General features: G+C 49.8%; 27 protein-coding genes. 11 read left to right on the plus strand and 16 right to left on the minus strand.

Annotated elements, in window-relative coordinates:
- Positions 1–79 precede the first annotated feature (79 nt).
- From J0A65_RS14190 to J0A65_RS14215, 6 genes are all read left to right on the plus strand, one after another.
- Positions 80–802, plus strand: a complete 723-nt coding sequence (locus J0A65_RS14190; RefSeq protein WP_206594885.1) for a DUF6776 family protein — start codon at positions 80–82, stop codon at positions 800–802.
- A gap of 83 nt (positions 803–885) precedes the next feature.
- The gene (erpA, locus tag J0A65_RS14195; protein ID WP_206594887.1) at positions 886–1230 is read left to right on the plus strand and encodes an iron-sulfur cluster insertion protein ErpA; all 345 of its coding nucleotides are present in this window, start codon (positions 886–888) and stop codon (positions 1228–1230) included.
- A 214-nt stretch (positions 1231–1444) separates the two neighbouring features.
- Positions 1445–2788 (plus strand): hypothetical protein, encoded by a 1344-nt coding sequence (locus J0A65_RS14200; RefSeq protein ID WP_206594889.1) that lies wholly within the window; start codon positions 1445–1447, stop codon positions 2786–2788.
- Positions 2789–2808: 20 nt separating this feature from the next.
- Positions 2809–3384 carry a glutathione S-transferase family protein gene (locus tag J0A65_RS14205; protein WP_206594891.1) on the plus strand — a complete coding sequence of 192 codons (576 nt, stop codon included), beginning with the start codon at positions 2809–2811 and terminating at the stop codon, positions 3382–3384.
- A gap of 204 nt (positions 3385–3588) precedes the next feature.
- Positions 3589–5373, plus strand: coding sequence for a trans-sulfuration enzyme family protein (locus J0A65_RS14210; protein WP_206594893.1), 1785 nt, complete (start codon positions 3589–3591; stop codon positions 5371–5373).
- Positions 5374–5868 carry an SRPBCC family protein gene (locus tag J0A65_RS14215; RefSeq protein ID WP_206594894.1) on the plus strand — a complete coding sequence of 165 codons (495 nt, stop codon included), beginning with the start codon at positions 5374–5376 and terminating at the stop codon, positions 5866–5868.
- A 29-nt stretch (positions 5869–5897) separates the two neighbouring features.
- On the opposite strand, the gene J0A65_RS14220 is transcribed toward J0A65_RS14215, so the two are convergent.
- Positions 5898–6359 (minus strand): Lrp/AsnC family transcriptional regulator, encoded by a 462-nt coding sequence (locus J0A65_RS14220; RefSeq protein WP_206594896.1) that lies wholly within the window; start codon positions 6357–6359, stop codon positions 5898–5900.
- Positions 6360–6376: 17 nt separating this feature from the next.
- Entirely contained in the window at positions 6377–7663 is a 1287-nt protein-coding gene (locus J0A65_RS14225) for a peptidoglycan DD-metalloendopeptidase family protein (RefSeq protein WP_206594898.1), read from the minus strand.
- A gap of 199 nt (positions 7664–7862) precedes the next feature.
- Between J0A65_RS14225 and tyrS the strand changes: the two genes are divergently transcribed.
- Positions 7863–9062 (plus strand): tyrosine--tRNA ligase, encoded by a 1200-nt coding sequence (gene tyrS / locus J0A65_RS14230; RefSeq protein WP_206594900.1) that lies wholly within the window; start codon positions 7863–7865, stop codon positions 9060–9062.
- A 131-nt stretch (positions 9063–9193) separates the two neighbouring features.
- Here the strand turns inward: tyrS and J0A65_RS14235 are convergent, their stop codons facing one another.
- The 11 genes from J0A65_RS14235 to J0A65_RS14285 all read right to left on the minus strand — a co-directional run bounded on the left by J0A65_RS14235 (position 9194) and on the right by J0A65_RS14285 (position 17974).
- Positions 9194–10006 (minus strand): CsgG/HfaB family protein, encoded by an 813-nt coding sequence (locus J0A65_RS14235; RefSeq protein WP_206594902.1) that lies wholly within the window; start codon positions 10004–10006, stop codon positions 9194–9196.
- Between the two features lie 171 nt (positions 10007–10177).
- Entirely contained in the window at positions 10178–11530 is a 1353-nt protein-coding gene (locus J0A65_RS14240) for an NAD(P)/FAD-dependent oxidoreductase (RefSeq protein WP_206594904.1), read from the minus strand.
- A gap of 21 nt (positions 11531–11551) precedes the next feature.
- Entirely contained in the window at positions 11552–12127 is a 576-nt protein-coding gene (locus tag J0A65_RS14245) for a GNAT family N-acetyltransferase (protein WP_206594906.1), read from the minus strand.
- On the minus strand, positions 12124–12516 hold the full coding sequence (locus J0A65_RS14250; protein WP_206594914.1) for a DUF2721 domain-containing protein: 393 nt from the start codon (positions 12514–12516) through the stop codon (positions 12124–12126). Before J0A65_RS14250 ends, J0A65_RS14245 begins: the two co-directional genes overlap by 4 nt.
- A gap of 12 nt (positions 12517–12528) precedes the next feature.
- Positions 12529–12951 (minus strand): hypothetical protein, encoded by a 423-nt coding sequence (locus J0A65_RS14255; protein ID WP_206594916.1) that lies wholly within the window; start codon positions 12949–12951, stop codon positions 12529–12531.
- A complete protein-coding gene (locus J0A65_RS14260) occupies positions 12948–13319 on the minus strand; it encodes a rhodanese-like domain-containing protein (RefSeq protein WP_206594918.1) in 372 nt (123 codons plus the stop codon). Before J0A65_RS14260 ends, J0A65_RS14255 begins: the two co-directional genes overlap by 4 nt.
- Positions 13320–13415: 96 nt before the next feature.
- Entirely contained in the window at positions 13416–14795 is a 1380-nt protein-coding gene (ahcY, locus tag J0A65_RS14265) for an adenosylhomocysteinase (protein WP_206594921.1), read from the minus strand.
- A gap of 78 nt (positions 14796–14873) precedes the next feature.
- Positions 14874–15683, minus strand: a complete 810-nt coding sequence (locus J0A65_RS14270) for a cobalamin-binding protein (protein ID WP_206594923.1) — start codon at positions 15681–15683, stop codon at positions 14874–14876.
- Positions 15683–16639, minus strand: a complete 957-nt coding sequence (locus J0A65_RS14275; RefSeq protein ID WP_206594925.1) for a cobalamin biosynthesis protein CobD/CbiB — start codon at positions 16637–16639, stop codon at positions 15683–15685. Before J0A65_RS14275 ends, J0A65_RS14270 begins: the two co-directional genes overlap by 1 nt.
- 4 nt (positions 16640–16643) lie before the next feature.
- Positions 16644–17348, minus strand: coding sequence for a 5'-methylthioadenosine/adenosylhomocysteine nucleosidase (locus J0A65_RS14280; RefSeq protein WP_206594927.1), 705 nt, complete (start codon positions 17346–17348; stop codon positions 16644–16646).
- A gap of 182 nt (positions 17349–17530) precedes the next feature.
- Positions 17531–17974: an SRPBCC family protein gene (locus J0A65_RS14285; RefSeq protein WP_206594929.1), complete on the minus strand. Its 444-nt coding sequence runs from the start codon at positions 17972–17974 to the stop codon at positions 17531–17533.
- A 171-nt stretch (positions 17975–18145) separates the two neighbouring features.
- Between J0A65_RS14285 and J0A65_RS14290 the strand changes: the two genes are divergently transcribed.
- The 3 genes from J0A65_RS14290 to J0A65_RS14300 all read left to right on the plus strand — a co-directional run bounded on the left by J0A65_RS14290 (position 18146) and on the right by J0A65_RS14300 (position 19414).
- A complete protein-coding gene (locus J0A65_RS14290) occupies positions 18146–18493 on the plus strand; it encodes an ArsR/SmtB family transcription factor (RefSeq protein ID WP_206594931.1) in 348 nt (115 codons plus the stop codon).
- On the plus strand, positions 18474–18911 hold the full coding sequence (locus J0A65_RS14295; protein ID WP_206594933.1) for an SRPBCC family protein: 438 nt from the start codon (positions 18474–18476) through the stop codon (positions 18909–18911). The genes J0A65_RS14290 and J0A65_RS14295 overlap by 20 nt, the downstream gene beginning before the upstream one ends.
- A gap of 77 nt (positions 18912–18988) precedes the next feature.
- Positions 18989–19414 (plus strand): GNAT family N-acetyltransferase, encoded by a 426-nt coding sequence (locus J0A65_RS14300; RefSeq protein WP_206594935.1) that lies wholly within the window; start codon positions 18989–18991, stop codon positions 19412–19414.
- Between the two features lie 109 nt (positions 19415–19523).
- Here the strand turns inward: J0A65_RS14300 and J0A65_RS14305 are convergent, their stop codons facing one another.
- Positions 19524–20093, minus strand: a complete 570-nt coding sequence (locus J0A65_RS14305; protein WP_206594937.1) for a DUF2726 domain-containing protein — start codon at positions 20091–20093, stop codon at positions 19524–19526.
- Positions 20094–20193: 100 nt separating this feature from the next.
- Positions 20194–20523: a hypothetical protein gene (locus J0A65_RS14310; protein WP_206594939.1), complete on the minus strand. Its 330-nt coding sequence runs from the start codon at positions 20521–20523 to the stop codon at positions 20194–20196.
- A gap of 86 nt (positions 20524–20609) precedes the next feature.
- Here J0A65_RS14310 and J0A65_RS14315 point away from each other — a divergent pair, with 86 nt between their 5' ends.
- Entirely contained in the window at positions 20610–21080 is a 471-nt protein-coding gene (locus J0A65_RS14315) for a CBS domain-containing protein (RefSeq protein ID WP_206594941.1), read from the plus strand.
- Positions 21081–21133: 53 nt separating this feature from the next.
- Here the strand turns inward: J0A65_RS14315 and J0A65_RS14320 are convergent, their stop codons facing one another.
- Positions 21134–22549 carry an FAD-dependent oxidoreductase gene (locus J0A65_RS14320; protein WP_206594943.1) on the minus strand — a complete coding sequence of 472 codons (1416 nt, stop codon included), beginning with the start codon at positions 22547–22549 and terminating at the stop codon, positions 21134–21136.
- Positions 22550–22560 lie beyond the last annotated feature (11 nt).

A 22560-nucleotide genomic window follows, 5' to 3' on the forward strand; every position in this document is an offset into this window, starting at 1 on the left:
GGCGATTTATCGCAAGTCTATCACAACTCAGCAGAAGAAAACCCTGATATGACAGACACTTTGGTCAAAGAGGAAATGGATGTTGCTGTCTCCTAAAGCATTGAAAACGAAGTTGGGCGCCATGCGCTTTTATTGGCTGATGATCGCCCTGCTGGTATTGGTTGGTTACCTGGGAATTCGTTGGGGTAACCATCAGTATGAATACCAAGCGCGTCAGATTGAGGCCCTCGAGCAAAGTTTGGCGAACGTCACGGCGGAAAATAATAAGCTGACCAAAAGCCTGAATATCCTGGGCGTGGAACTGGAGGTTGAGCGTTTAGCCAGCCAACAGATGCAGGGTAGTCTTACCCAGAGTATGCAAAAGCAGGCGGAGATTCGTCGGGAATTGTCCTTCTACCAGAAAGTCATGGCCCCAGAGATGCAAGAGCAGGGGGTGGTGGTCGATTCCTTGGATATCGAAGCGACCAACAGCCCGGGCTATTTTCGTTTTGCATTGGTGATGATGCAAAAAGATAAGCGTAAAGATCTGGTGCAAGGCCAAGCACAGGTAGTGATTCATGGTAGTAAGGATGGCACGCCGTCGCAGTTGGTACTTACTGACTTAATGGGCGATGACAGCAAGCCCCTAGGCTTTCGATTCCGCTATTTTGAGGTGCTGGAAGGGGTGTTCCAACTGCCAGAAGGCTTTATTCCTCAGCGCCTCGAAGTGGATTGCAGCCTGACGAAGCCTAAAAAGGGTGAGCTAAAACGCAGCTTTGAGTGGTTGTTGTCGGTGTCGGAAACGGCCGAACTGAATAGTTGATTGAAATAGTCAGGTATAAGATAATAGCGGCGTTTGCATACAACCGGTGCACCCGGTTTTTTCGGTCCTGATTGAGGTTAAAGATGTCTGTCGAATCAGCCTATCCTGTTGAATTCTCCGATGCGGCGGCCCGCAAGGTCAAAGCGTTGATTGAAGAAGAAGAAAACCCGAACCTCAAGTTACGGGTGTTTGTTACTGGCGGTGGTTGCTCGGGCTTTCAATATGGCTTTACCTTTGATGAAAAGGTTAACGATGGTGATACCACCATTGATAAAGACAGTGTGACATTAGTGGTTGACCCTATGAGTTTGCAGTATCTGGTAGGCGGCACGGTTGACTATAGCGAAGGGCTTGATGGTAGCCGTTTTCTGGTTAATAACCCCAATGCCACCACCACCTGTGGATGTGGTTCAAGCTTCAGCATCTGACCAATTTGGCCCGTAATAGGTTGCGGGCCAGCAATTCTCTGGCTTAGGCCAAACTTTCCTGCCAAAAACAAAATTCATATACAAATATTTAACACGCTCTAGTATGGTATTAATTCTTACTTAGCTTGTGAGTTTGTTCCATTTGAATAGATATTACCGAGCCCGTTTGATGTGTTGGGCCGGGTTACTCCTTATCGCCATTAGCAGACCGCTGTTGGCAGACGAGGAGCTAAAACCGCTAAAAATGGACAGCCCCATTCAGCCGGATAGTCCTTACAGTCAGTTTGTTGGGGAACTGCTGGGGAATGCTTATGCTTCTCTTGGTTATCGTCTCGAGCTTGAGTCCATGCCCCTTGGGCGCAGCTTTATTGAGGCTGACGAAGGGCGCTTGGATGGCTTGCGAGACAGGGGGCAGAGCATAGGAGGCGTGTACCCAAATCTGATTCAAGTGCCTTTCCCGCTCTACGATTTCAATTTGGTGTTGCTGGCTGACCGGCGTCGCTGCGGACTATGTGAACTGGGCGACCTTAATAGTCTGGTGACATTAAGGGGATTTCAGTTTCAGGAAGACTATTTCAATCGTCAGCCGGTGCATCCGCAAATCCTGAAACTAGGTGATACCAACGCGGTATTGGACATGCTGAGGTTAAAGCGGGTGGATGCGGCAGTCATGACCGAATTGATTGTGCCGGCGAGCTTTTATCAAAGCTCAGCACATTGGATCCAATACCCACTGGATAATGCTTCCATATTTCATTACTTACACGCAAAGCATGCTTCGCTGGCCAGAAAGCTGGCAAGCAAACTGGAAGAGATGGAGTTGACCGGTGAAGTGTGGCGGCTACGTCAGAAGTATGGGATCCCACCAATACATATCGCCCCCTCCCTAGGGCCAAGTAGCAAAGTGTCTGCGATATCGGGCAATTGGCAGGGCTACACGGACACTCCACAATCGACATACTGGCGCATTTTAGCCGGGGTTTTTGCTGATCAGGCCGTGGAGCTGGAAACGCGGCAATCAAACTGGAAGCGGGCAAAACAAGAGTTTATGGAAGGCCGCTTTGACATGCTGGTAGGGGCCTATGCCATTGAAGTCCCTGCGGATGCCCTTCGTTCCAATGTGCATATTGACTATGAGTATCCCGTGGTGGCTGTGGCGGCGGATGCTTCGCGCCTGACGGCCATGCTAGACGGGGGGAAACCAGGTAAGGCCTGCCATGTGCTGGGCTATGAGTTCGCCAGTTGGCTACCCGCCAATCTTGAGATTTATGAGGCCAGCAACCTGCTGGACTGCGTCAAGCTACTGCAAAGCCAGCGTGTGGATCTGCTGGTGGATTTTAGCTACAACTTAAGTGATGAGGAAAAGGCTATCTATGTGCAGCGTGAGATTAAAGAAGCCTTACCTTTGTTCGTGGTATTTCAAAATACCAGTCGTGGTCATTTACTAAGGAAAATTTTTGAGCAGAGTTTCCGGCAATTGGTTGCATCTGGCGCAGCAGCTGGTTACTTTCCTGACCAGGCGAGCTATCAACAGGCTCGTCTAACAAAATCCCCTTAAACATCAAATGGAGCATTGCCATGCTTAAGCTATACGGCTCAACCACATCACCTTTTGTGCGCCGTTTACGCCTGCTGTTGGTCGATCACGACCATGAGTTTATCAATATGCAGATTTTCGAAGGTGCAGATAGAGAATTGCTGCGATCATTAAACCCGACCTTGAAAATCCCCATGCTGGACGATGATGGTGAGGTGATTTTTGATTCTCGGGTGATTTTTCGTTACCTGAGTGAGAAGTTGGGGCTGACCAGGTTGAGCTGGGCGCAGGAAAATACCCTGACCTTGATTGATTCGGTCAATGATGCCCTGGTACAGGCGCTGCTAATGAAGCGTTCTGATGTTGTGGCCGACTCAGCCAAACTTATTTTCCGCCTGCAGCAAGAGCGCATTGAAACCGTGTTTGCTGAATTGGAAAAACTTGCGGCAGATGGAGAATTCGACCAATGGGATTATCCAGCGATTTGTTTGTATTGCTTATTGGACTGGGTATTGTTCCGTGAATTGCATGATGTGCAGACTTATCCTTCACTAATGGCTTTTCATGCCAAACATGCGACTAAAGCAGAATCTCTGGCAACCGATCCACGCGAGTAGCCTGTTTCCCCTTCTTAAATAGCCCCGCACGACGGGGCTGCCTGCTTCGCTTATTGTTGCTGACTTGATTCACTTTAAATAGTTTTCATTTGTTTATTGTTTGGGTTAATTTGAATTAATCCATTTTTTGTTTGTTAAAAATTTGTTTATTTAAAATATAATTCTGTTTAGGCTGGTTGCAATTCGTACCAATTAGGCAGATTTATGTCAGATAATATTCAGCAAGCAAAGCAACTCTCTCCACGGCGCAATAGCTCACACGCAGAAACAGTGCAGGAGTTGGCACAGGAACAATTACAGCACTTTGGTATTGATGCTACGTCGGACTATGGTCAGGCGCTCTATCAGGCGGCGTTGCATCTATACCAGACCCAGGGGGATGTTGCCCGCCTCTGGCAGGTCACCCAGAACACCCTGGAAGGACTTAGCCGGGAGGATAAGATTGCCCGTTTTAATGCCAAAAAATTTCTGTCATTCCAAATAGCTAAGGTATTAGATACCCTGCAAAATCCCTTTCGGGCAGTACATCAAAGTTTGCACCGTCAGCAAGGCTCGCAGCTGGCTCGCAATCACTATCCGCTGTTTGACAATGTCACGGCGCTGTTTTCAGCAACGCCGGTAGTGGTGCGCACTGCAACCTATGTTTATGCCTGCACCGAATGGGTGGATGATGCTTTTCAGGGCAAAGAAGCGACCCACCAGATTTATTCTCGCCTGTTAAATCCGACCGCTATTTCGTTGGCTAATGCCATTGTTGACTTGGAGGCCGGGCCTTATGCGGCTGAGTATCTGGCCTGGAATTTTAATTCCGGGATGGCGGCGATAGACGGCATGCTGTCCAACGTTCTGCGACATGGTGATGTGTTAGTGGTGTCGCGTAATATTTATGGCGGCGTGTTTCAGTTACTGCATGACTACTTTGCCAGAGCAGACCGCCTGGCGATTCAGCTTGAGTGGTTTGACGGTTATCAGGCCGATGAATTTGCCGATTTTTTAGCGGGGGTTAAAGCTAGACACGCTGACCGTCTGGCGCAGGGCAAGAAGTTACACGTTTATTTGGAATCGCCTTGTAACCCCCACGGCTATGTGTTGGACGTGCCGGGTATCTGCCGTCTTGCTCATCAGGGAAATCATCTGGTTATGCTGGATGCCACCCTGGCCACCCCGGTACTTAGTCAGCCACTGCAATGTGCTGACAAGGCTGAGCGACCGGATTATCTGGTACACAGCTACACCAAAGATATTTGTGGAAGCGGTGCCACCACAGCCGGGGTGGTGATAGGCGAGAATCACCGCATGTTCCAGGCCAAGGGCGATAAGGTTAATGGGGTGGATTGGTCACAAACCATGTTCTGGGATGTGTTTTACATAAAAGGCGCGTTTCTGGACTCCGAGAAAGCCTTTGATGTGCTTAACGGCATGAAAACCCTGGAGCAGCGCATGTTATCCAAGGTGATTAACACCCAGGTCTTTTGCCGCTTTTTGGCTTCTCACCCAGATTTTAGGGTGAATAGCCACGTGGTAGAAGGGCACCCTAATGCCGAGCTGCGTCGCAAGCTGATGCGTCATGGCTGGCCCTGTTCGCTGTTTACCGTGGATATGGAAGGTGCCAGTCTGGATAGACAGACCTTCGTGCGTTTTTTTGACTCCCTGGAGCCGGCTTTTAGTCATCAGGTATCTATTGGTCAGAACAACACTATTATTTTATGCCCGGCCCTGACGTCTCATTCTGAACTGGCCGAAGCTGACCAACATGCTGCCGGTATCTTTCTTACCACCATGCGGGTGGCGATGGGTACCGACAACGTTAAGGAGTTAATTGCCCAGTTTATCCAAAGTGCCAGATTGCATATTGATCCGTTAAGACCAGGCTTCAGTGAAAAATTCATGTCGCCAGCCGACATCGATGCCTTGTATCAGCGTGTGGCTATTACCAGTGCCGAGCAGCACTATACGTCTGGCCCCAGTATGGCGGTGTTATTGGAATGAGTGCCGGATAAAAAGATTGCAGATAATGCCCTGTCTGCCGATGATAGGGCATTGCAGTTTGCTTATGGACAACCTATGTATCAATTCACCCTGAATGTTAAGTTTGATGCGCCTCTGTCTCGTTTGTTTGATGCCTGGCACAAGCCAGAATTAATGCAGCAATGGTGGGCGCCGGGCGACATGTTAGTGGCTCAGCTTATGTCCAGCTTTCAGGAAGGAGGAAAGTTTCGTCTGGTGATGCAGGATACGGATTTTAATCAGCACATCGTGATGGGAGAGTACTTGCAAATTAAGGACAACGAGAAACTGGTATTCAGTTGGCAGTGGCAGGGTAGTGAGCTGGTTACTGAAGTGAGTCTGGATTTTGCCAGTATCAACCAGCACACCTCTGAGCTAACTCTTACTCACAGTGGCTTTACCGATCAAGCGATGGCTGACGACCATCAGGCAGGTTGGATAGGTTGCCTGGAAAAATTGTCTCTGCTGACATTGTAAAAGCGATTGGCTGGCATCACCTGCCTAAGTTAAAACTCTGGCAGGCTCTGGCTCTGGCAGTAATCGTAGACCAGTGCCGTTTCCACGTGGTTGACCTCGGCCCTGGCGGTAACCGCATTAAACACAAAGTCACGCAGATGGTGGGTATCCGATACCGTGACATGTACCAGAAAATCGTTTTCACCCCCCATATGATAAAGTCGCATGACTTCCGGCATAGGTAACAAGTCAGCCATAAAGGCATCTACGGTTTCACGGTTATGGTTTGATAGTCTTACTGCAATCATCGCTTGTATATGACCGCCTAGTGCACTCATATTTAGCGTCAAGCTCGAGCCCTGAATAACCTGTTCAGCCTGCAAGCGTTTAACACGCTCCAAACAAGATGAGGGGGCTAACCCAACGCGACTGGCCAGTTCCTTGTTTGTCAGTCGCGCGTCCTTGTATAACAGCGCTAAAATCTGCAAATCCGTATTGTCTAGGGGGCGCATAATAGGTGCCGGTGGCCTCAACGCATGGCCAGCATAATGCGGCGGTTGTTTTCCAAATGAGCCATATACTGTTCGGCCAGGGCCAGGAATTTGGTCTTGTCCTGTTTGGCAATCGGCTCGGCTTTGGGCAGTGTGACGGTACGAGGATTGCGGTGTACGCCATCAACTAAGAATTCATAGTGCAAGTGCGGCGCTTGTGACATACCAGTGGAGCCGACATAACCAATCACCTGACCTTGTTTAACGGTCTGGCCTTTTTTCACCGCACGTTTGGAGAAGTGCAGGTACTTGGTCATGTATTTTTCACCGTGCTGAACAAACACATAGTTGCCATTGTATTTGTTGTAAGCCGACGCGATAACCTTACCGTCACCCGCGGCGACCACCGGTGTACCAGTGTTGGCTCTATAGTCAATGCCATTGTGTGGTTTCACCCGTTTTTGGATAGGGTGAAAACGCTTGGGATTGAAGTTGGAACTGATGTATTTAAAGTTTACCGGCGCCCGCAGGAAGCTCTTACGCATACTGCGTCCTTCTGGGGTGTAGTAATTGCCATCTTCGTAACGAATGGCCTGATACACTTCGCCTTGGTTGGTAAATTCTGCTGCCAGAATTTTGCCGTAGCCAATAAACTCGCCGTCGATAAACTCTTCTTCAAATACCAGATTAAAATTGTCGCCTTCACGCAATTCCAGCGCAAAGTCGATATCCCAACCAAAGATATTGGCCAGGCTCATGATTTGGGCTTCAGACATACCGGCAGCGATACCGGCGTTCCAGAAACTGCTCTTGATGGTGCCGCTGGCATAACCGAGGCGTACATCCACGTCTTTGTTTTCTATGCTACTGGTTAAGAGCCCTTGATCATCTGGTTGTATGAATAAGGTTTCGGTAGCTGAAATGTTGTAGCTTAGCGCTTGGAACTGTCCTTGTTCGTCAATAGCCAGTCTCAAGGTGTCGCCCGGCATCATTTTTAACAGGGTCTTGGCGTCTTTCCCTGCGTTGGACACTTTATAGGTATCTTGAGGGCTCAATCCGGCACGGGAAAAAATCTTGGCGAGGTTATCTCCACGCTCAACGTTGAACTTTTTCCATTGAAAACGATTTTCACTAACATGCAGAGATGGAAGCTCATCCACGGTTAACTGCAACGGATAGCGTTTACCCAGTTCCAGCTCTTCAGTCTGACGTGACGCAGTGGCGGGCTCAGACGGCAAGACAAATGCCAAAAAAGCCATAAGGCCTAAACCTGCAATCATCCACTTATGTGGTTTGGGTAGTTGTTTTAAGGTTTGCTTTACCACCTACTACAACCTCTTACTCAAAATTCATAACAACGGCATTCAGACCTGTGGCATGAAAAAGGGTTCCACAGATCGGGCGCTTCAGCGCAGAATATATGCTTCTGGCGAGAATTTCTACTCCCGTGCCTTTTATTACCCCAAGGGCAAGGCTAGAATGGCCAGCTATTTTTATGTCCCGGACCGAATGAGAAGCAAGTTGATGACAGATTGGCAAACCGCCTTTGCGGAGATTAAGCGAGGCAGCGAAGATATCCTGCTGGAAGAGGAATTGATCGAGAAGCTAAAAGAGGGCAAGCCTCTGAAGATCAAGGCCGGCTTTGATCCCACGGCCCCCGATCTGCATCTGGGCCATACTGTGCTGATCAATAAGTTGCGTACCTTGCAGCAGTTGGGTCATGAGATAACCTTTCTGATTGGTGACTTCACCGGCATGATTGGTGACCCCACCGGCAAAAACGTAACCCGTAAGCCACTTTCCCGGGAAGATGTACTGGCGAATGCCGAGACCTATAAAGAGCAGGTTTTCAAGATTCTCGACCCGGCCAAAACCAAAGTGCGGTTCAACTCCGAATGGATGAGCCAGTTGGGAGCGGATGGCATGATTAAATTGGCGGCGCGTCAGACTGTAGCGCGCATGCTGGAAAGGGACGATTTTAAAAAGCGCTACGCTGGTGGACAGCCTATCGCTATTCACGAATTCCTCTACCCGCTGGTACAAGGCTGGGATTCCGTGGCGCTGGAAAGTGACATGGAATTAGGTGGTACCGACCAGCGCTTCAACCTGCTGATGGGCCGGGAGCTGCAAAAAGACGAGGGCATGCGCCCACAGACCGTGCTGATGATGCCTCTGTTGGAAGGTTTGGACGGCGTGCAGAAAATGTCCAAGTCGCTGGGGAACTATATTGGTATTACCGACAGCCCTACGGACATGTTTGGTAAAGTCATGTCTATTTCCGATGATTTGATGTGGCGTTATTACGATCTGCTTAGCTTCAAACCACTGGAAGATATCGCCGCGTTGAAACAACAGGTTGCCGATGGCGCTAATCCCCGTGATATGAAGATCCTGCTGGCTAAGGAAATTATTGAGCGTTTCCATGACATGGATGCGGCCGAAGCCGCCCATCAGGATTTTATTCAGCGTTTTTCCAAAAATGCGCTGCCGGATGAAATGCCAGAATTGACTATCAGCTTACCTGCAGAGGGGCTGCCTATTGCCAATTTGCTCAAAGAGGCTGAATTGGTGGGTTCTACCTCTGAGGCGCTGCGCATGATTAAGCAAGGCGCGGTAAAAATGGATGGTGAAAAACTGGAAGACGGTAAGCTCATTTTGACTGAGTCTGGAACAGCCGTTTATCAGGTGGGCAAGCGTAAGTTTGCCAGGATTACCCTGCAGTAATTTAGACTAAGGCGCCAATGGCGCCTTAGTGCTCTCAGGGCGTCAGATTTTTGCTGACAGATGATTTAGTTTCTCCATTGAGCAAATAAAAAAGGCCCGGTACGCGGGCCTTTCAATTTATGCTTTGAAGCTTAGTTAACCGTTAACTTGCCGCCTTTACCTAAACCACCTTCAACATTTTGCGCTTTATAATTACGCAAGGAATTAACCATATGGTTGTAGGAGTCTGCAAAAGCCGCAGTGATTACTTTGCCTTCCGGGGTGTCAGAGAAGCCGCCCGCACCGGCGAACAAACCGAACCATGCGCCGCCAAAAAGACTGAAATCCCAGTTTTTGGCATTGCCGACAGAAGAAGACACCTGCACGCCAGAACGGTTATCGATCAACAGCAAGGTCGTTGCGGCTTCATTGCTTCTTGCACCACCGGCAACAGCGCCAACCCAGCCACCTAATAAGCCACCCATACCACCAGTCTTCTCTGAAAACTGAATGGATGGTTGCATAGTGTAATCCGCTGCGACCAGTTGACCCTTGCCAAAATTACTGCCTTCACGCAGCTCACCTGAATTCATCAGCTCCCGCTCGGTATTCACGGCGGACATGGTTCTACCACGTTCTACCACTACAAAGCAGTTAGATTGCTGAATCATGGTACGCAGCACCGGTAGTGTGCTACCCAGGTTTGGATAATAGTTACGATAGGTATACCACCAGTCATCACTTTGATCTTCGAAAACAGACATAGTGCCCAATGGCGCGTCACATTTCTCAAGTGAACTGTTTGTACCTTCGGCGTTTGCACCGCTGGCCGCACCCGTTACCGTGTTGCCACTGGAACCACCCATTGTTGGGGTGGTGCTGACGCAGCCGCCAAGTAAACCCATAAGGGTGAGTGCTAAAGTGGCTTTGATTAGTTTCCTACTACCTAGGGTTCTTTCAGACATTCTTCTATCATCCTGAAACTAAATGAAAATTTGGAACGGCATCATAGCTTTGTGATGTTTATTTGTCCATGTTGCTAATTTGGCAATTTACTGATCACTTATGCACAGCTATAACATACTTTTGTGAAGGTTAAGCGGTTGGGGTCTTTACTCTTATGATGTTGTAATTTTTTACAACAAGCCGTCACGAAAGCGTCCAAGGTGATAAAAAGCCCAAAGCCCCAGGCGTCGAAACTGTGCTATTGGGAATGTGGGCAAAGGCGACTGCATAAAAGGTAATGCCGGTAAATTCAGGTCTCCGGCTACGCGCTGGGCCAGCCGTTTTCCAGCTTGGCTGGCAAACGAGACCCCCGAGCCGCAATAGCCCATTGCATAGAAAACCCGGCCCTCGTCATCGGCCTGGCAAATGCGTGGGTAATCATCCAAAGATACGCTCACCCAGCCACTCCAGAAATACTCGGCCTGGATCCCATCCAACGCTGGCAGAGTTTGTATCAATACCTTCAATAAACGTTTTTTGTATACCGGGTGGTTGGCGTCTTTACCGCGGATAGCGCCTCGTCCACCAAATAACAGGCGGTTATCCGGCAGTAGCCGGTAATAGTATTTCAGTGTGCGGGTATCCATGGCCATCAGACCGCTCTTGAGGCCAGATGCCTCTAGCTGCGCTGCGCTAAGCGGTGAAGTCACGATAATGCTGGATAGCACTGGGAAATGGCGTTTATCCACGGCACTATGAAACTGGTTAGGTGTATAGCCGTTACTGGCGATAACCAGTTTATTTGCCAGTAGTGAACCGCTTGGAGTCAGCAGGCGAATCTTATTGCCTTCAGGTCTTATCTGTATCACCGGCGACTGGGGGTGGATGCTAGCGCCGGCCTGACGCGCCATATTCGCATAACCTTGTGCCAGTTTGAGCGGATGCAGGCCAAAGCTATAGGGATAATGCAGAGCGCCGTGGGCTTGGGGGCTGTGTAAAAAGTTCTGCTCCAGCTCCTGGGCACTTATAAAACGCAGCGGATCGCCGAACTTGTTCCGCATCAACGTAGCTTGCTGTTTAAGCTCTTCAACAGATTGGCGGTTATGGGCAATCTTTAAATAGCCGCCATAAACAGGTTCACAAGGGATACTGCCGACCTCGATTAACGCTGACACGGTATCAATGGCCTGGCGATACTCTGCATAAACAGCCTGTGCGCTTTGTTCACCCCATTTGCTTTCGATCTGGGAGAATGACAACCGACCTGTACCGTTTAAAACAAAACCGCCATTGCGGCCGCTACAGCCCCAGCCAATCTGATTGGCTTCAAGCACTGTGGGCTGAATACCATGCTGGCTGGCCAGATGCCAGGCGCAAGACAAACCGGTATAACCACCACCAATTACGGCTACCTCGGTTTGTTGTTCACCACTTAGGGCTGGCGCAGACCAGGGGCTAATCCCCTGTGCCCAGTAAGACTCCGGGTAGGGCAGCCCCGTGCCGGGGTTGCTATCCAAAAGTGGATCATAAAAGCTCGACAACATGCGCTACCCGGTGTGCAGAGGTTAGTTTAAATCCTCGAAGGTTAACAGCATCTCGGCTGCCACACAGTCACATTGCGTACCGCAAATCGGGCAAACATAGCCTTCATTGTCGCAGTTCTCCTGCCATTTCCCTGGATGTTCCTTGACCAGTTTGCCGCCGCATTTTGAGAAGTATTTAAAGGCGCTGTTGCCGGGGCTTTGCATCCAAATATGCGCAAGGCCAGCCTTGGCACCTTGTTTCGCGGCTTCCTGAATAGACAACTTTAACATTTGCGAGCCAATACCTGCCGCACGGTAGGTACTGTCAACGGTATTGCATTTGAAGTAGCACACCTTGTCCTGGGGATGTCCCCACAACTCGGGGCTGCACCATTTATCCGGTTGCCAGTTACCGGCAGCCCAGGTCAGACGAAAGCCGACCAGACGTTCACCATCCAGTGCTACCCAACTGGCATTAATGCCATTAACCAGGCCAGCCTGGTGATAGCTTTTGAGTGATGGTAAATCCATGTAATTGTCGCCATGCACGCCGTTGGCTAGTGCCAAGAGACGCTCGTAATGGTCTTCATGTAGGGGGAAGTACTTAATATTGCTCATTTTTTCTTATTGGTTTGAATGTTCAGACTTTGCAGATAAACGTCCAGCGCTTCTACAGAAATACGAATTTCGGCTACCGACAGCCACAGAGACCAGAGTAACAGAATCAGACTAAGACCGAATATCCAGCTGCCTGCTACTTGGTAATTCAGGTAGATAGCCAGCATTGATAAAACACACAAAAAGAAGCTGGCCACTCCGGCTTCCTGCATGCGTTTGATCAGTTGAATGCGTTTGCGCAGGTTGGCTATTTGCTTATGGGTGCTGTCGCTGTTATCGACAAAATTGCGGATGATGGTGGCTAAGGTCACAAACCTATTGGTGTAGGCGAGTAACAGCAATGAGATAGCCGGAAACAACATGGCTGGAGTGGTTAGCGTGATATTCATGGAAAATTAGGCTCAGAAAACAGCGTCCTGCAGGAATTTCAACATGGCTGCCTTGGCTTTGTCCATATCGGCGAAGATTCTTTCATGAATATCAGTATTTATTTGGCTTTGCCTACGGATTTGCGCCAGTTGGTTGATGCCAACCGCTGAATCAATGCAGTAGGCGTCGCCAACGCATCCCAGTTTCAGGCATTCGGTGTAAGCTCGTCGCAAATTTTCCGCGGCTTCGGGGATCGATGCCTGATAACCGTTGCAATCGGCAATGTATACCCATGGCTTGCCTTGAAACTGAGCGGCTAACTCGGTCAGGTTCTTCAGATAGCTTTTACTCAGGCCGGTGCCCAGTACACCAGTCACTTTGGCAATCAGTAATGGCCCTTCGGTGCTTAGCTCGTAGCGACCGTATTTGTCGTTTTTGCCGTAGTTTTGGCTCATTTCTCAACCTGAAGACCCTGTTCCTGCCAGCCAAGCATATCGCCCTCCAGCAAGGAAATGTTGCCAAATCCCAGCTTCTGGAGTTCATTGGCGGCCAGCTTGGCACGACGACCTGAGCGGCAATACAATACTAACGAGCTGCTTTTGTCATTTTCCAACTGGGTCAGAAATTCACTGATTTGATCATGTGGCAGGTTGATGGCGCCAGGAACATGTCCCTCAGCATATTCTTCAGGACTTCTTACGTCGACAACTACAACGTCTTGTTTTACTTGCAGCATTTGCTGTGCCGAAATGGATGCAAACCCGCTTTCAGCCGCTAAAACGAGACTGGAAACGAAAAACACTAGTAGGGTGATAAAGCGCATAGATCACTCGCCTTGCTATTTTTCAAGCATATTAAACCCAATGGGCAGTCTGAGTACAGCGCCATACTTGCCTTGTTGTCAGCAAATACCAACTTACTAATAACGGTAATCTGGATGTTTAAAGGGGCCTTCTATACCCACCTGAATGTAATCAGCCTGCTGGGCGGTAAGGCGGGTAATGACACCACAGAATCCTTCCACCATGTATCTGGCGACTTCTTCATCCAGATATCTGGGGAGCACATCCACCCGCAAGTTCTGACTTTTTTCAGCGTTATCCATATTGGCAAAGGCTTTTTCAAACAGATGTATCTGCGCCAGCACCTGATTGGCAAAAGACCCATCCATCACCCGGGAAGGATGGCCTGTGGCATTACCCAGGTTTACCAGCCGCCCTTCCGAAAGAAGCAGTAGTGCATCATGAGGATCGTTGCTGCGATGAATCTTATGTACCTGGGGTTTAATTTCTTCCCAATGCCAGTGCTTACGCATAAAGGCGGTGTCGATTTCATGGTCAAAGTGGCCGATGTTACAAACCACTGCGCCAGCTTTGAGACTTTTGAGCATATTGGCATCACAGACATTGATATTGCCGGTGCAGGTCACCACCAGGTCGATGCTTTGCAACAATAACTGGTCGATATCTTCCAATTTGCCGCTGTTGTTGCCCATACGGTAGGGAGATACCACCTCGTAACCGTCCATGCAGGCCTGCATGGCGCAAATGGGATCAATTTCGCAGACTCTGACAATCATGCCTTCCTGGCGCAGTGATTGTGCGGAACCTTTACCTACGTCACCGTAACCAATTACCAGGGCTTTTTTGCCTGCCAGTAAATGGTCGGTAGCCCGTTTGATGGCATCGTTAAGGCTGTGGCGGCAGCCATATTTGTTATCGTTTTTGGACTTGGTTACCGAATCATTGACGTTAATAGCCGGTACCTTAAGCTGGCCTTGCTTGAGCATTAGCTGCAGGCGGTGCACCCCAGTGGTGGTTTCTTCGGTAATGCCATGGACCTTTTCGAGCACTTGCGGATATCTGTCATGCAGCATGGCGGTGAGATCGCCACCATCGTCCAGCACCATATTGGCTTGCCAGGGCGTACCATTTTTAACAATGGTTTGCTCGATACACCATTCGTACTCGACTTCGGTCTCACCTTTCCAGGCAAAAACGGGTACACCCGCGGCGGCCATAGCGGCAGCGGCATGATCCTGAGTGGAGAAGATATTACAGGACGACCAGCGAACCTCAGCCCCTAAGGCAGTCAGGGTTTCAATCAATACCGCGGTTTGAATGGTCATATGAATGCAGCCGAGAATACGGGCACCGGCTAAGGGTTGTTGTTGCTGGTATTTATGCCGAATCGCCATCAAAGCGGGCATCTCTGATTCGGCAATCTGTATCTCTTTGCGGCCCCATTCCGCCAGGGCCAGATTGGCTACCTTAAAATCTCCTGATAAACCGGCTCCCATCTTTCCTGCTCGCTTATTTGGGTAGGTGAGTATGGAATAAGCATGGTATTGATTTAGCAAGCTTTCAAATCAGAGGCATTAAGGAGTATGAAGTTTCCCACAGAGTTCGCTGATGCCATCTGGCAAGCGCAGGGAGAAACGATGCAGGGTATCTGGGTTAACGCTGTGAATGGCTTCGTCAGAGATTGCTAGCACGGTTTTCCATGGCTGCCAGAATGCCAATAGCTGTGATCTTGGCTGTTCAAAGGCTGCGACAATTTGAGTGGGTTTACGCGCCAGCACCCCCTCCATCGCGACTTCGGGGTAATCGGACAGGGCATCAGCGAACACGTTCTGCGCGTTACAGATAGTAAGCATCTGACTGGCCCAGGCATGCGGGCCAATACTCATCATGGGCGTTGGCCACATATAGTAAAAGACCTTTACCTCTGTTTGCTGAGCGTAAGTGTCTCTCAGCTTTTGCAGCTTTTGCAGATAGTCATCCGCCAGTTGTGCGGCAAGTTCAGACTTACCCAGACGTTTACCCAACGCCTTCAACTCGCTGGCTATATCTTCCGGCCTTTGGGGGCTGGATAAAAACACCTCAAAGCCCAGTGACTGCAGCCGTTCAATATCCTGCGGCTTATTACCTCCTTGCCAGGCCAGAATTAAATCCGGCTTTAAACGCATCAGGGCTTCGAAATTCACACCTTGGTAACTGGCAACTTGTGGCTGCGTTTTGGCGGCTTCGGGATAATCGCTAAACTCACTCACTGCCACTAGCTGCTCGCCGGCTTGCAGAGAATACACCAGCTCTGTGGTATGCGGTGCCAGACTGACTATGCGCTCAGCGGCAAACACTGACAGGCCGGGCAGTAATAAAAATAGGGAAACAATAAGACCTTTCATCATATTCCTTTGATAAACAAGGGCAGGGTAGATAACAGCAAGCTTAGTGAAATCACCAACCACTGGGTTTTTACTATGGCGATCTTGGCTGTCTGGATATCGGCTGGTTCGGCTTGGCGCTCGCCACCGCATTTGGGCAGGCGGACTTTGTTGCCGTTGTAAAAAGCCGGTCCGCCTAGCTGAATACCTAAGGCGGCACCTGAATAAGCCAGCAAGGTCACTCTGGGCGTGCGTTGGGCGCCTTGTTGAACGCCTGCTTTGCTGCCTTTTTGCGGCGCATGTACCAACAGCAATAACAACATGCTAAGCCGGGACGGAAAAAACTGCAGCCAGCGACATACCCAGGCCAAAGGTGCGCCAAAATAGCGATATTCGGCCTGACGCACATTCCATACCTGACTGAATTCGTACAGCAGCCGGTAAGTGAGGGCACCCAGCCCGCCAAGCAGCATGTACCAGAACAGCACAGCGGCATACTGATGATAAAAACGCAGTAACCCGCTCTCAATCACGGCTTTGCTTAAGCCCATGCTGGTGAGTTGTTCGGTATCCCGTAGCAGTAGTGGCTGGGCAAGATTTCGGGCCAGGGATTTTTTGCCTGCATCCAGGGCTCGTTGAATTTTACCTAAGGCATCCAGCACGGGCTGGTAGGTCAGTGCCATAAACAGCAAGAAGGCATCAAAAAAGGCCGGGAACTCTGCCAGGTAGATAAACAGCCCAATACAGACCAGAATGGGGGCGAGCACCACAATAGGGCCCAGGCTGCCTGACAAACGCTGCTGACCAATACTATGGCCTTTGGGGTTAACCTTGGCAGCCATGCGACTAGCCAGCAAACGGAAAAAGGATAAGGGATGGTATTTAGCCGGCCAGCGCCAGAGCTTTTCGACCATAACCACCACAAGCAATAACCAGACTGCCTGTAATTGGGGATGGAAGAACAGCTCGGCCAGCATGATCTTAGCGGGACTGCGACAAGGTCTTGATCATATCCATGACCAGATTGGCAGAATTTTTGGCCGCTTTTTCCAAATACTGCTCAAAAGAAACCTTTGAGCTGGTGCCGGCAATATCCGATAGGGAGCGGATTACCAAAAACGGCGTATCCAGCATATGCGCCGTTTGAGCAATGGCTGCGCCTTCCATTTCCACCGCTTTCATGTCCGGGAATTTGTCGCGAAGCACTGCGGCGGCATCATCGCAGCCGATAAAGGCGTCGCCGGTACAGATAAGGCCGGTTCTAAAATTGACATGCAGCACATCGCGGGTGGCATGTTCTGCCGCCGCAATCAGGCGCGGATCACAGGTATAGCGCGCTGGCATACCGGCCATTTGTCCAGCCTGATAGCCAAAATGGGTAAGGTCGGCATCATGGTGTAAGACTTCGCTGCCAATCACCACATCGCCTACCACTAAGTCAGTGTCAAAGCCACCGGCGGAGCCGGTATTGATCACAAAGTCCGGGGCAAACTGGTCAATCATCAATGTCGTGGCGACGGATGCGGCGACCTTGCCGATACCACATTTGACCAGAATCACTTCCACGTCATGCATAGTGCCATCATAAAAATCCAGATGCGCATGGCGGGTGTGGTTGATGTTCTTCAAAGACTCTTTAAGCAGCGCAACTTCCTGATCCATTGCGCCCAGAATGGCTATTTTCATGACATTACTTCATAGGGGAAATTGGCCGCTAGTTTAATAACTTGGGACTGTCAGTCCAAGAATTAAAAATTGGGCAGTCAGTAGAATGTAGCTGGCGGACGCAATGGATAGGCAACTCTATACGCAGTTTGTGATACGAAGAACGGGGTCTGAGTGGATACGTCCATCAGACCCAAGAGAAATTACATACCAATGGCTTCAATTTTTACATCATTGGGAAAAGGCCGCCCCTGCCCGGTTTCCACATAGTCTCTGAGGCTTAACAAGAAGGTTGCCCACTTGGTAGAGCAATGATGAAAGAAGGGATTTTCCTCAGCCCAGCCGGTATGGCGGAACATCAATTGGTTGTGTGCGGGCGTCTCTTGTATGTTGAATTCAATATGGGTGCCCAGCCAGTCCTCTGGCCCTCTGATGCATTTCCAGCACACTTGGTTGCCATTGTTTCTGATCACCTGCATATCAAAACTGCCGTTGTTGCTGAAAGTGAAGGTCAGTATTTGTCCTTCACCGGAATGCCCATGAACATCATGGGTCCACCAGGCTTTCAGACCTTCCAGTCTGGTCAGTGCCTGGTGAATTTTTTCAGCGGGGTGTGAGGTTGAAAAAGTTAAACAAATATTTGGCATAGCCTGTCTCCTTATAAGTAGAACGCGCTTACTTGGCGTCGATACCCTATGCTAGGCTTTTGCCAGGGTAATGAAATAGTATGCAAATGAAATGCTGGGCTCTAATATCCAATTGAATAATAAGAAAAATATTTCCATTTTCGAGCGACAAAAAAACTAAGGTTTCCAAATATGGAAAATGACGACAAACTGGATGCGGTGTTTTTCGCGTTATCTGACCGAAGGCGGCGTTTGTTATTAGCCGAGTTGGCAGGCGGGCCACAGTCCATAGGTGAGCTGGCGGCCCGGGTCGGGATGAAAATTAGTGCCGCATCCAAGCACATCAGTCTACTTGAAGCCGGGCAACTGATAGTTAAAAGTAAACGCGGAAAGGAAACCTACTGTCAGCTGGAACTGGCTATCTGGCAGGAAGTATTGAGTTTTATCAGCATGCATAGCGCATTCTGGTCTGGTCGCTTTGACGAACTGGAGCACTTTTTGAAGACGCAAGAGGCGGTGAATGGATCCCATCATAGTTAAGCGTGTGTTTCCCTGTGCCAAGCGCCAGTTGTTTGATGCCTGGTCCAAGCCGGCATTAATGATGAAATGGTTCTTTAAGGGACAGCAGCCAAATGCCCCCAGTACTGTCAACAACAGCTTTACCTTGGGTGGTGAGTATGAAGTGATTATGCATTTGCCGTCAGGTGATTACCGCCATTATGGTACGTACAGCGCCATTCACCGTTATCACCATATTGCCTTTAGCTGGAATTCCCATTTGGTGCAAAACAGCAGGGTGAGTCTCGACTTTAAGGCCCTGTCGCCCAATCGCACCGAGCTTACTCTGACCCATCATCAATTTCCTAATGAAGAGGTGCGCGGTAAACATAATGAAGGCTGGCAAGGTTGCCTGGACAATCTGGAACGCTTGGCTACGCAGCTAGTGTCAACAAAGTAACCATTTTTACTTACCAATGACGCGAAAATTTCTCTCTCTATTCGGCCATCAACGGTTTTTTACTGGATGATTTAATAATGCATCTTGAGGGTTTAAGTGTTGATGAAATTGCCCCGTCAGCCATTGAATATCGCCACTTGAGAGCGCTGGTGGGCTGGTCTAATGATTTGGACGAACAATCGATGATTGGCAGCCTGACAAACTCGCTTTATCACGTCACCTTACGTAACAACGACCAACTGGTGGGTATGGCCAGAGTGGTAGGGGATGGGTATATGTACTTTTATATTCAGGATGTGGTTGTTCACCCCGATTGGCAAAGATGTGGTATTGGCCACTTGCTGATGGAAAAGGTCGAAGACTTCCTTAAGCTGGCAGCAGGACCGGGAGCAACAGTAGGTTTATTTGCCGCCAAGGGGAAGGAAGGCTTTTATCGTGACTACGGCTACCTGGAACGCACTGGCAGCGAACTAGGCTTAGGTATGTGCCGGTTTGTAAATTGAAGGTAGTAAACCTTTAAAAAGTCGTCTTAGCAACGTGGCCAGCTGACCACGGGCTGCGTTAATCAACCAACTAAAATAGGAATGCCTTCCCTGGCTCCATCACGAATACTTATGCCGTTATAGCGCGGCCCAAACCAGCCTTATCGTCTTTAATCGTGCCTTGTATCAGGGGCTTTTTCGGTTCTTTGTAACGCATGGGGGCCAGTTTGGCCTCGATGCAGTCACGAATTTCCTGAGCTGAATAACCCGACTTCACCTTAATGCGCAAATGGGGAATGCGGGCGGCATCCAGGCTGCTACTGACATACCAGTCGCGCTGACTTTTGTAGCCGTCTTTTCCGGCGTTATGCACCAGATCCACTGCCACCACAGGACTCATATCGGTTTTGTCACACAGTACAAAGTCCAGTTGTCTGGAAGCGGCTTTTTGTAACGCGCTACGCGCGGTTTTTTTGTCGGTGCCCTGGCGCAGGCTGAGAATATCGCTGAGTTTAACCCGGCAGATCACCCGGTATTGATGGCCAACGGCGCTTTCGAGCAGCTCAAGGAAAGTGCGTTCAACGGGGGTAAACAGGTTACTGCGTTTTTTAAACGGAAAGGCCAGCTTTTCGCCCGTCAGTTTAATGGCGCCGATAGCCACCACAATTAGCATCATTAGCAGAACAATGGTCAGTTCCATAGCAGTCTCCAAAGAAAAGAAGCCAAGCTTTTGACACTTGGCGCAAGTATGGGAGAGTCTGCAAATTAAGTGCCAGAACTGGCCGGGGTGAAGGCTCTGGTTATTCTTTTACCAGCATATCAATCTGGCTACCCTTGCCATCGGCCGAGATCACCACAACCCAGCGACCTTGCTTGTCTTCTAATACCTGACGGTCTTTACTTTGACTTTGTAACGCATCGCTAAGTTGGTCTTGATAAAAGGCCAGAGTCTGTGCCGGTGTCAGGGATGAGAAATAACTCAAGGTTGCCGGTAGCTTGTCGTCAAATATGTGACAAGACCCCGCCTTTTCAACCAGCGGCAGCTGATGGAACTTTTCCGGACAGTCTGTTGCGGCCAGGCTCGACGTAGAGAGCGCCAGCAGCAACAAACAGGATTTTTTAATCGCCATGGTATGCAAGTCTCTTAATGAGGTATGGTTACTATAGAATGTCCCGCAGGGGGCGACAAATAGCCGGTGTGATACAAAGGTATAAGATGAGTCTGGAAAAAGTGATGACCAAGCGAGTGGTAACTATCGGCGCAGATGCCAGTCTTGCCGAGGTGCAACGCATTTTTGCTGCCAAGCTTTTCCATCATTTGCTGGTGGTGGAAAACGACCAATTGGTGGGTATGGTTTCGGACCGCGACCTGCTTAAAGCGCTCAGCCCTAATTTGGGTACGGCCTCGGAAACCCGCCGGGATACGGCGACGCTGAATAAGAAAGTACATCAGATTATGACCCGCCAACTATGGGTGCTGACACAAGACGATGACATCTACGATGCCATCAGCCTGATGAACCAGCAAAAAATTTCCTGCCTGCCGGTAATTGATCAACACCGCAAGCCCATCGGAATTTTAAGTTGGCGCGATATACTGCGCTTGTTATCGCAAGGTAAGGCCAAACGTGACAGGCGATTTGACGCTTACCATCAGCCATTGCAGCACCGGGACGATATTATCTGACCCATAAAAAACGCAGCCTAGGCTGCGTTTTGGCTTCTCGAAAGTTTGCCTTATCAGACGTTGAGGTAGTCCAGAATACCTTCGGCGGCCTGACGTCCTTCAAAGATAGCAGTAACCACCAAATCTGAGCCTCTAACCATATCACCACCAGAGAAGATCTTGGGGTTACTGGTCTGGAAGGGGTACTTGCCTTTAGCTGGTGCTCTGACCCGGCCTTTTTCATCCAGGATAATGCCGTAATCAGCAAACCAGTTGGCCGGACTTGGCTGAAAACCAAAAGCGATAATCACCGCATCGGCTTCCAGTACATGCTCGGAACCGGGCACAGCTTCGGGGCTGCGACGACCAGCGGCATCCGGTGCGCCTAACTGGGTTTTCACCAGTTTAACGCCACAGGCACGGCCCGCTTCGTCGACAGCAATATCCAGAGGTTGCAGGTTAAACTGGAAGTCCACTCCTTCCTCACGGGCATTTTGTACTTCCCGACGTGAACCTGGCATGTTTTCCTCATCACGACGATAAGCGCAGATAACCTTTTCCGCGCCCTGGCGCACGGCAGTGCGCACACAGTCCATAGCGGTGTCTCCGCCACCTAGCACCACCACCTTCTTGCCTTTCATATCCACATAGTTAAAGGCTGCTTGTTCCAGTCCCATCAACTTGTTGGTATTGGCAATCAGGTAAGGTAGGGCTTCATATACGCCAGGTGCAGATTCGTTATCGAAGCCACCTTGCATATAGCGATAGGTACCCATACCCAGAAATACTGCATCGTATTCATCCAGTAACTGCTGGAAGGGGATGTCTTTGCCGATTTCGGTATTCAGTACAAACTCCACACCCATTTCGGTAAAGATCTCGCGGCGTAGCTGAATAACGTCTTTTTCCAGCTTAAAGGCCGGGATACCAAAGGTCAGCAAGCCACCGATTTCCGGATATTTGTCGAACACAACCGGTGTGACACCGTTACGCACCAAGATATCGGCGCAGGCCAGGCCCGCCGGACCTGCTCCCACGATGGCCACGCGTTTTTCGGTTTTGACCACACCGGACATATCCGGTCGCCAACCCATTTTAAATGCCGTGTCGGTAATAAACTTCTCAATGGAGCCGATAGTCACGGCGCCAAAGTCGTCACTTAAGGTACAAGCACCTTCGCACAGACGGTCCTGCGGACACACCCGGCCACAGACTTCCGGTAAGCTGTTGGTTTTGTGTGACAGCTCTGCGGCTTCCAAAATCCGGCCTTCGTTGGCCAGCTTCAGCCACTGCGGAATATAGTTGTGCACCGGGCACTTCCATTCACAGTAGGGGTTACCGCAATCCAGACAGCGGTCAGCCTGACCGGCAGCCTGAGAATCGCTCATCGGCTGGTAGATCTCGGCAAATTCGCTACGACGGATGGCCGCTGGCTTTTTGGGAGGATCGATACGCTCGACATCGACAAACTGATATACGTTTTTTGCCATAGTGTTTCTTC

Source organism: Bowmanella yangjiangensis (assembly GCF_017255015.1).
GTDB lineage: Bacteria > Pseudomonadota > Gammaproteobacteria > Enterobacterales > Alteromonadaceae > Bowmanella > Bowmanella yangjiangensis.

Bases quoted from the DNA above. Each gene is read 5' to 3' on its own strand.
- J0A65_RS14315 (WP_206594941.1), top strand. From the start codon at position 20,610: ATGAGTCTGGAAAAAGTGATGACCAAGCGAGTGGTAACTATCGGCGCA.
- J0A65_RS14310 (WP_206594939.1), bottom strand. From the start codon at position 20,523: ATGGCGATTAAAAAATCCTGTTTGTTGCTGCTGGCGCTCTCTACGTCG.
- J0A65_RS14275 (WP_206594925.1), bottom strand. From the start codon at position 16,639: ATGCTGGCCGAGCTGTTCTTCCATCCCCAATTACAGGCAGTCTGGTTA.
- J0A65_RS14250 (WP_206594914.1), bottom strand. From the start codon at position 12,516: ATGAATATCACGCTAACCACTCCAGCCATGTTGTTTCCGGCTATCTCA.
- erpA (WP_206594887.1), top strand. From the start codon at position 886: ATGTCTGTCGAATCAGCCTATCCTGTTGAATTCTCCGATGCGGCGGCC.
- tyrS (WP_206594900.1), top strand. From the start codon at position 7,863: ATGACAGATTGGCAAACCGCCTTTGCGGAGATTAAGCGAGGCAGCGAA.
- J0A65_RS14285 (WP_206594929.1), bottom strand. From the start codon at position 17,974: ATGCCAAATATTTGTTTAACTTTTTCAACCTCACACCCCGCTGAAAAA.
- J0A65_RS14255 (WP_206594916.1), bottom strand. From the start codon at position 12,951: ATGAGCCAAAACTACGGCAAAAACGACAAATACGGTCGCTACGAGCTA.
- J0A65_RS14220 (WP_206594896.1), bottom strand. From the start codon at position 6,359: ATGCGCCCCCTAGACAATACGGATTTGCAGATTTTAGCGCTGTTATAC.
- J0A65_RS14300 (WP_206594935.1), top strand. From the start codon at position 18,989: ATGCATCTTGAGGGTTTAAGTGTTGATGAAATTGCCCCGTCAGCCATT.
- J0A65_RS14295 (WP_206594933.1), top strand. From the start codon at position 18,474: ATGGATCCCATCATAGTTAAGCGTGTGTTTCCCTGTGCCAAGCGCCAG.
- J0A65_RS14260 (WP_206594918.1), bottom strand. From the start codon at position 13,319: ATGCGCTTTATCACCCTACTAGTGTTTTTCGTTTCCAGTCTCGTTTTA.
- J0A65_RS14290 (WP_206594931.1), top strand. From the start codon at position 18,146: ATGGAAAATGACGACAAACTGGATGCGGTGTTTTTCGCGTTATCTGAC.
- J0A65_RS14270 (WP_206594923.1), bottom strand. From the start codon at position 15,683: ATGAAAGGTCTTATTGTTTCCCTATTTTTATTACTGCCCGGCCTGTCA.
- J0A65_RS14210 (WP_206594893.1), top strand. From the start codon at position 3,589: ATGTCAGATAATATTCAGCAAGCAAAGCAACTCTCTCCACGGCGCAAT.
- ahcY (WP_206594921.1), bottom strand. From the start codon at position 14,795: ATGGGAGCCGGTTTATCAGGAGATTTTAAGGTAGCCAATCTGGCCCTG.
- J0A65_RS14320 (WP_206594943.1), bottom strand. From the start codon at position 22,549: ATGGCAAAAAACGTATATCAGTTTGTCGATGTCGAGCGTATCGATCCT.
- J0A65_RS14245 (WP_206594906.1), bottom strand. From the start codon at position 12,127: ATGAGCAATATTAAGTACTTCCCCCTACATGAAGACCATTACGAGCGT.
- J0A65_RS14235 (WP_206594902.1), bottom strand. From the start codon at position 10,006: ATGTCTGAAAGAACCCTAGGTAGTAGGAAACTAATCAAAGCCACTTTA.
- J0A65_RS14190 (WP_206594885.1), top strand. From the start codon at position 80: ATGTTGCTGTCTCCTAAAGCATTGAAAACGAAGTTGGGCGCCATGCGC.
- J0A65_RS14240 (WP_206594904.1), bottom strand. From the start codon at position 11,530: ATGTTGTCGAGCTTTTATGATCCACTTTTGGATAGCAACCCCGGCACG.
- J0A65_RS14205 (WP_206594891.1), top strand. From the start codon at position 2,809: ATGCTTAAGCTATACGGCTCAACCACATCACCTTTTGTGCGCCGTTTA.
- J0A65_RS14280 (WP_206594927.1), bottom strand. From the start codon at position 17,348: ATGAAAATAGCCATTCTGGGCGCAATGGATCAGGAAGTTGCGCTGCTT.
- J0A65_RS14305 (WP_206594937.1), bottom strand. From the start codon at position 20,093: ATGGAACTGACCATTGTTCTGCTAATGATGCTAATTGTGGTGGCTATC.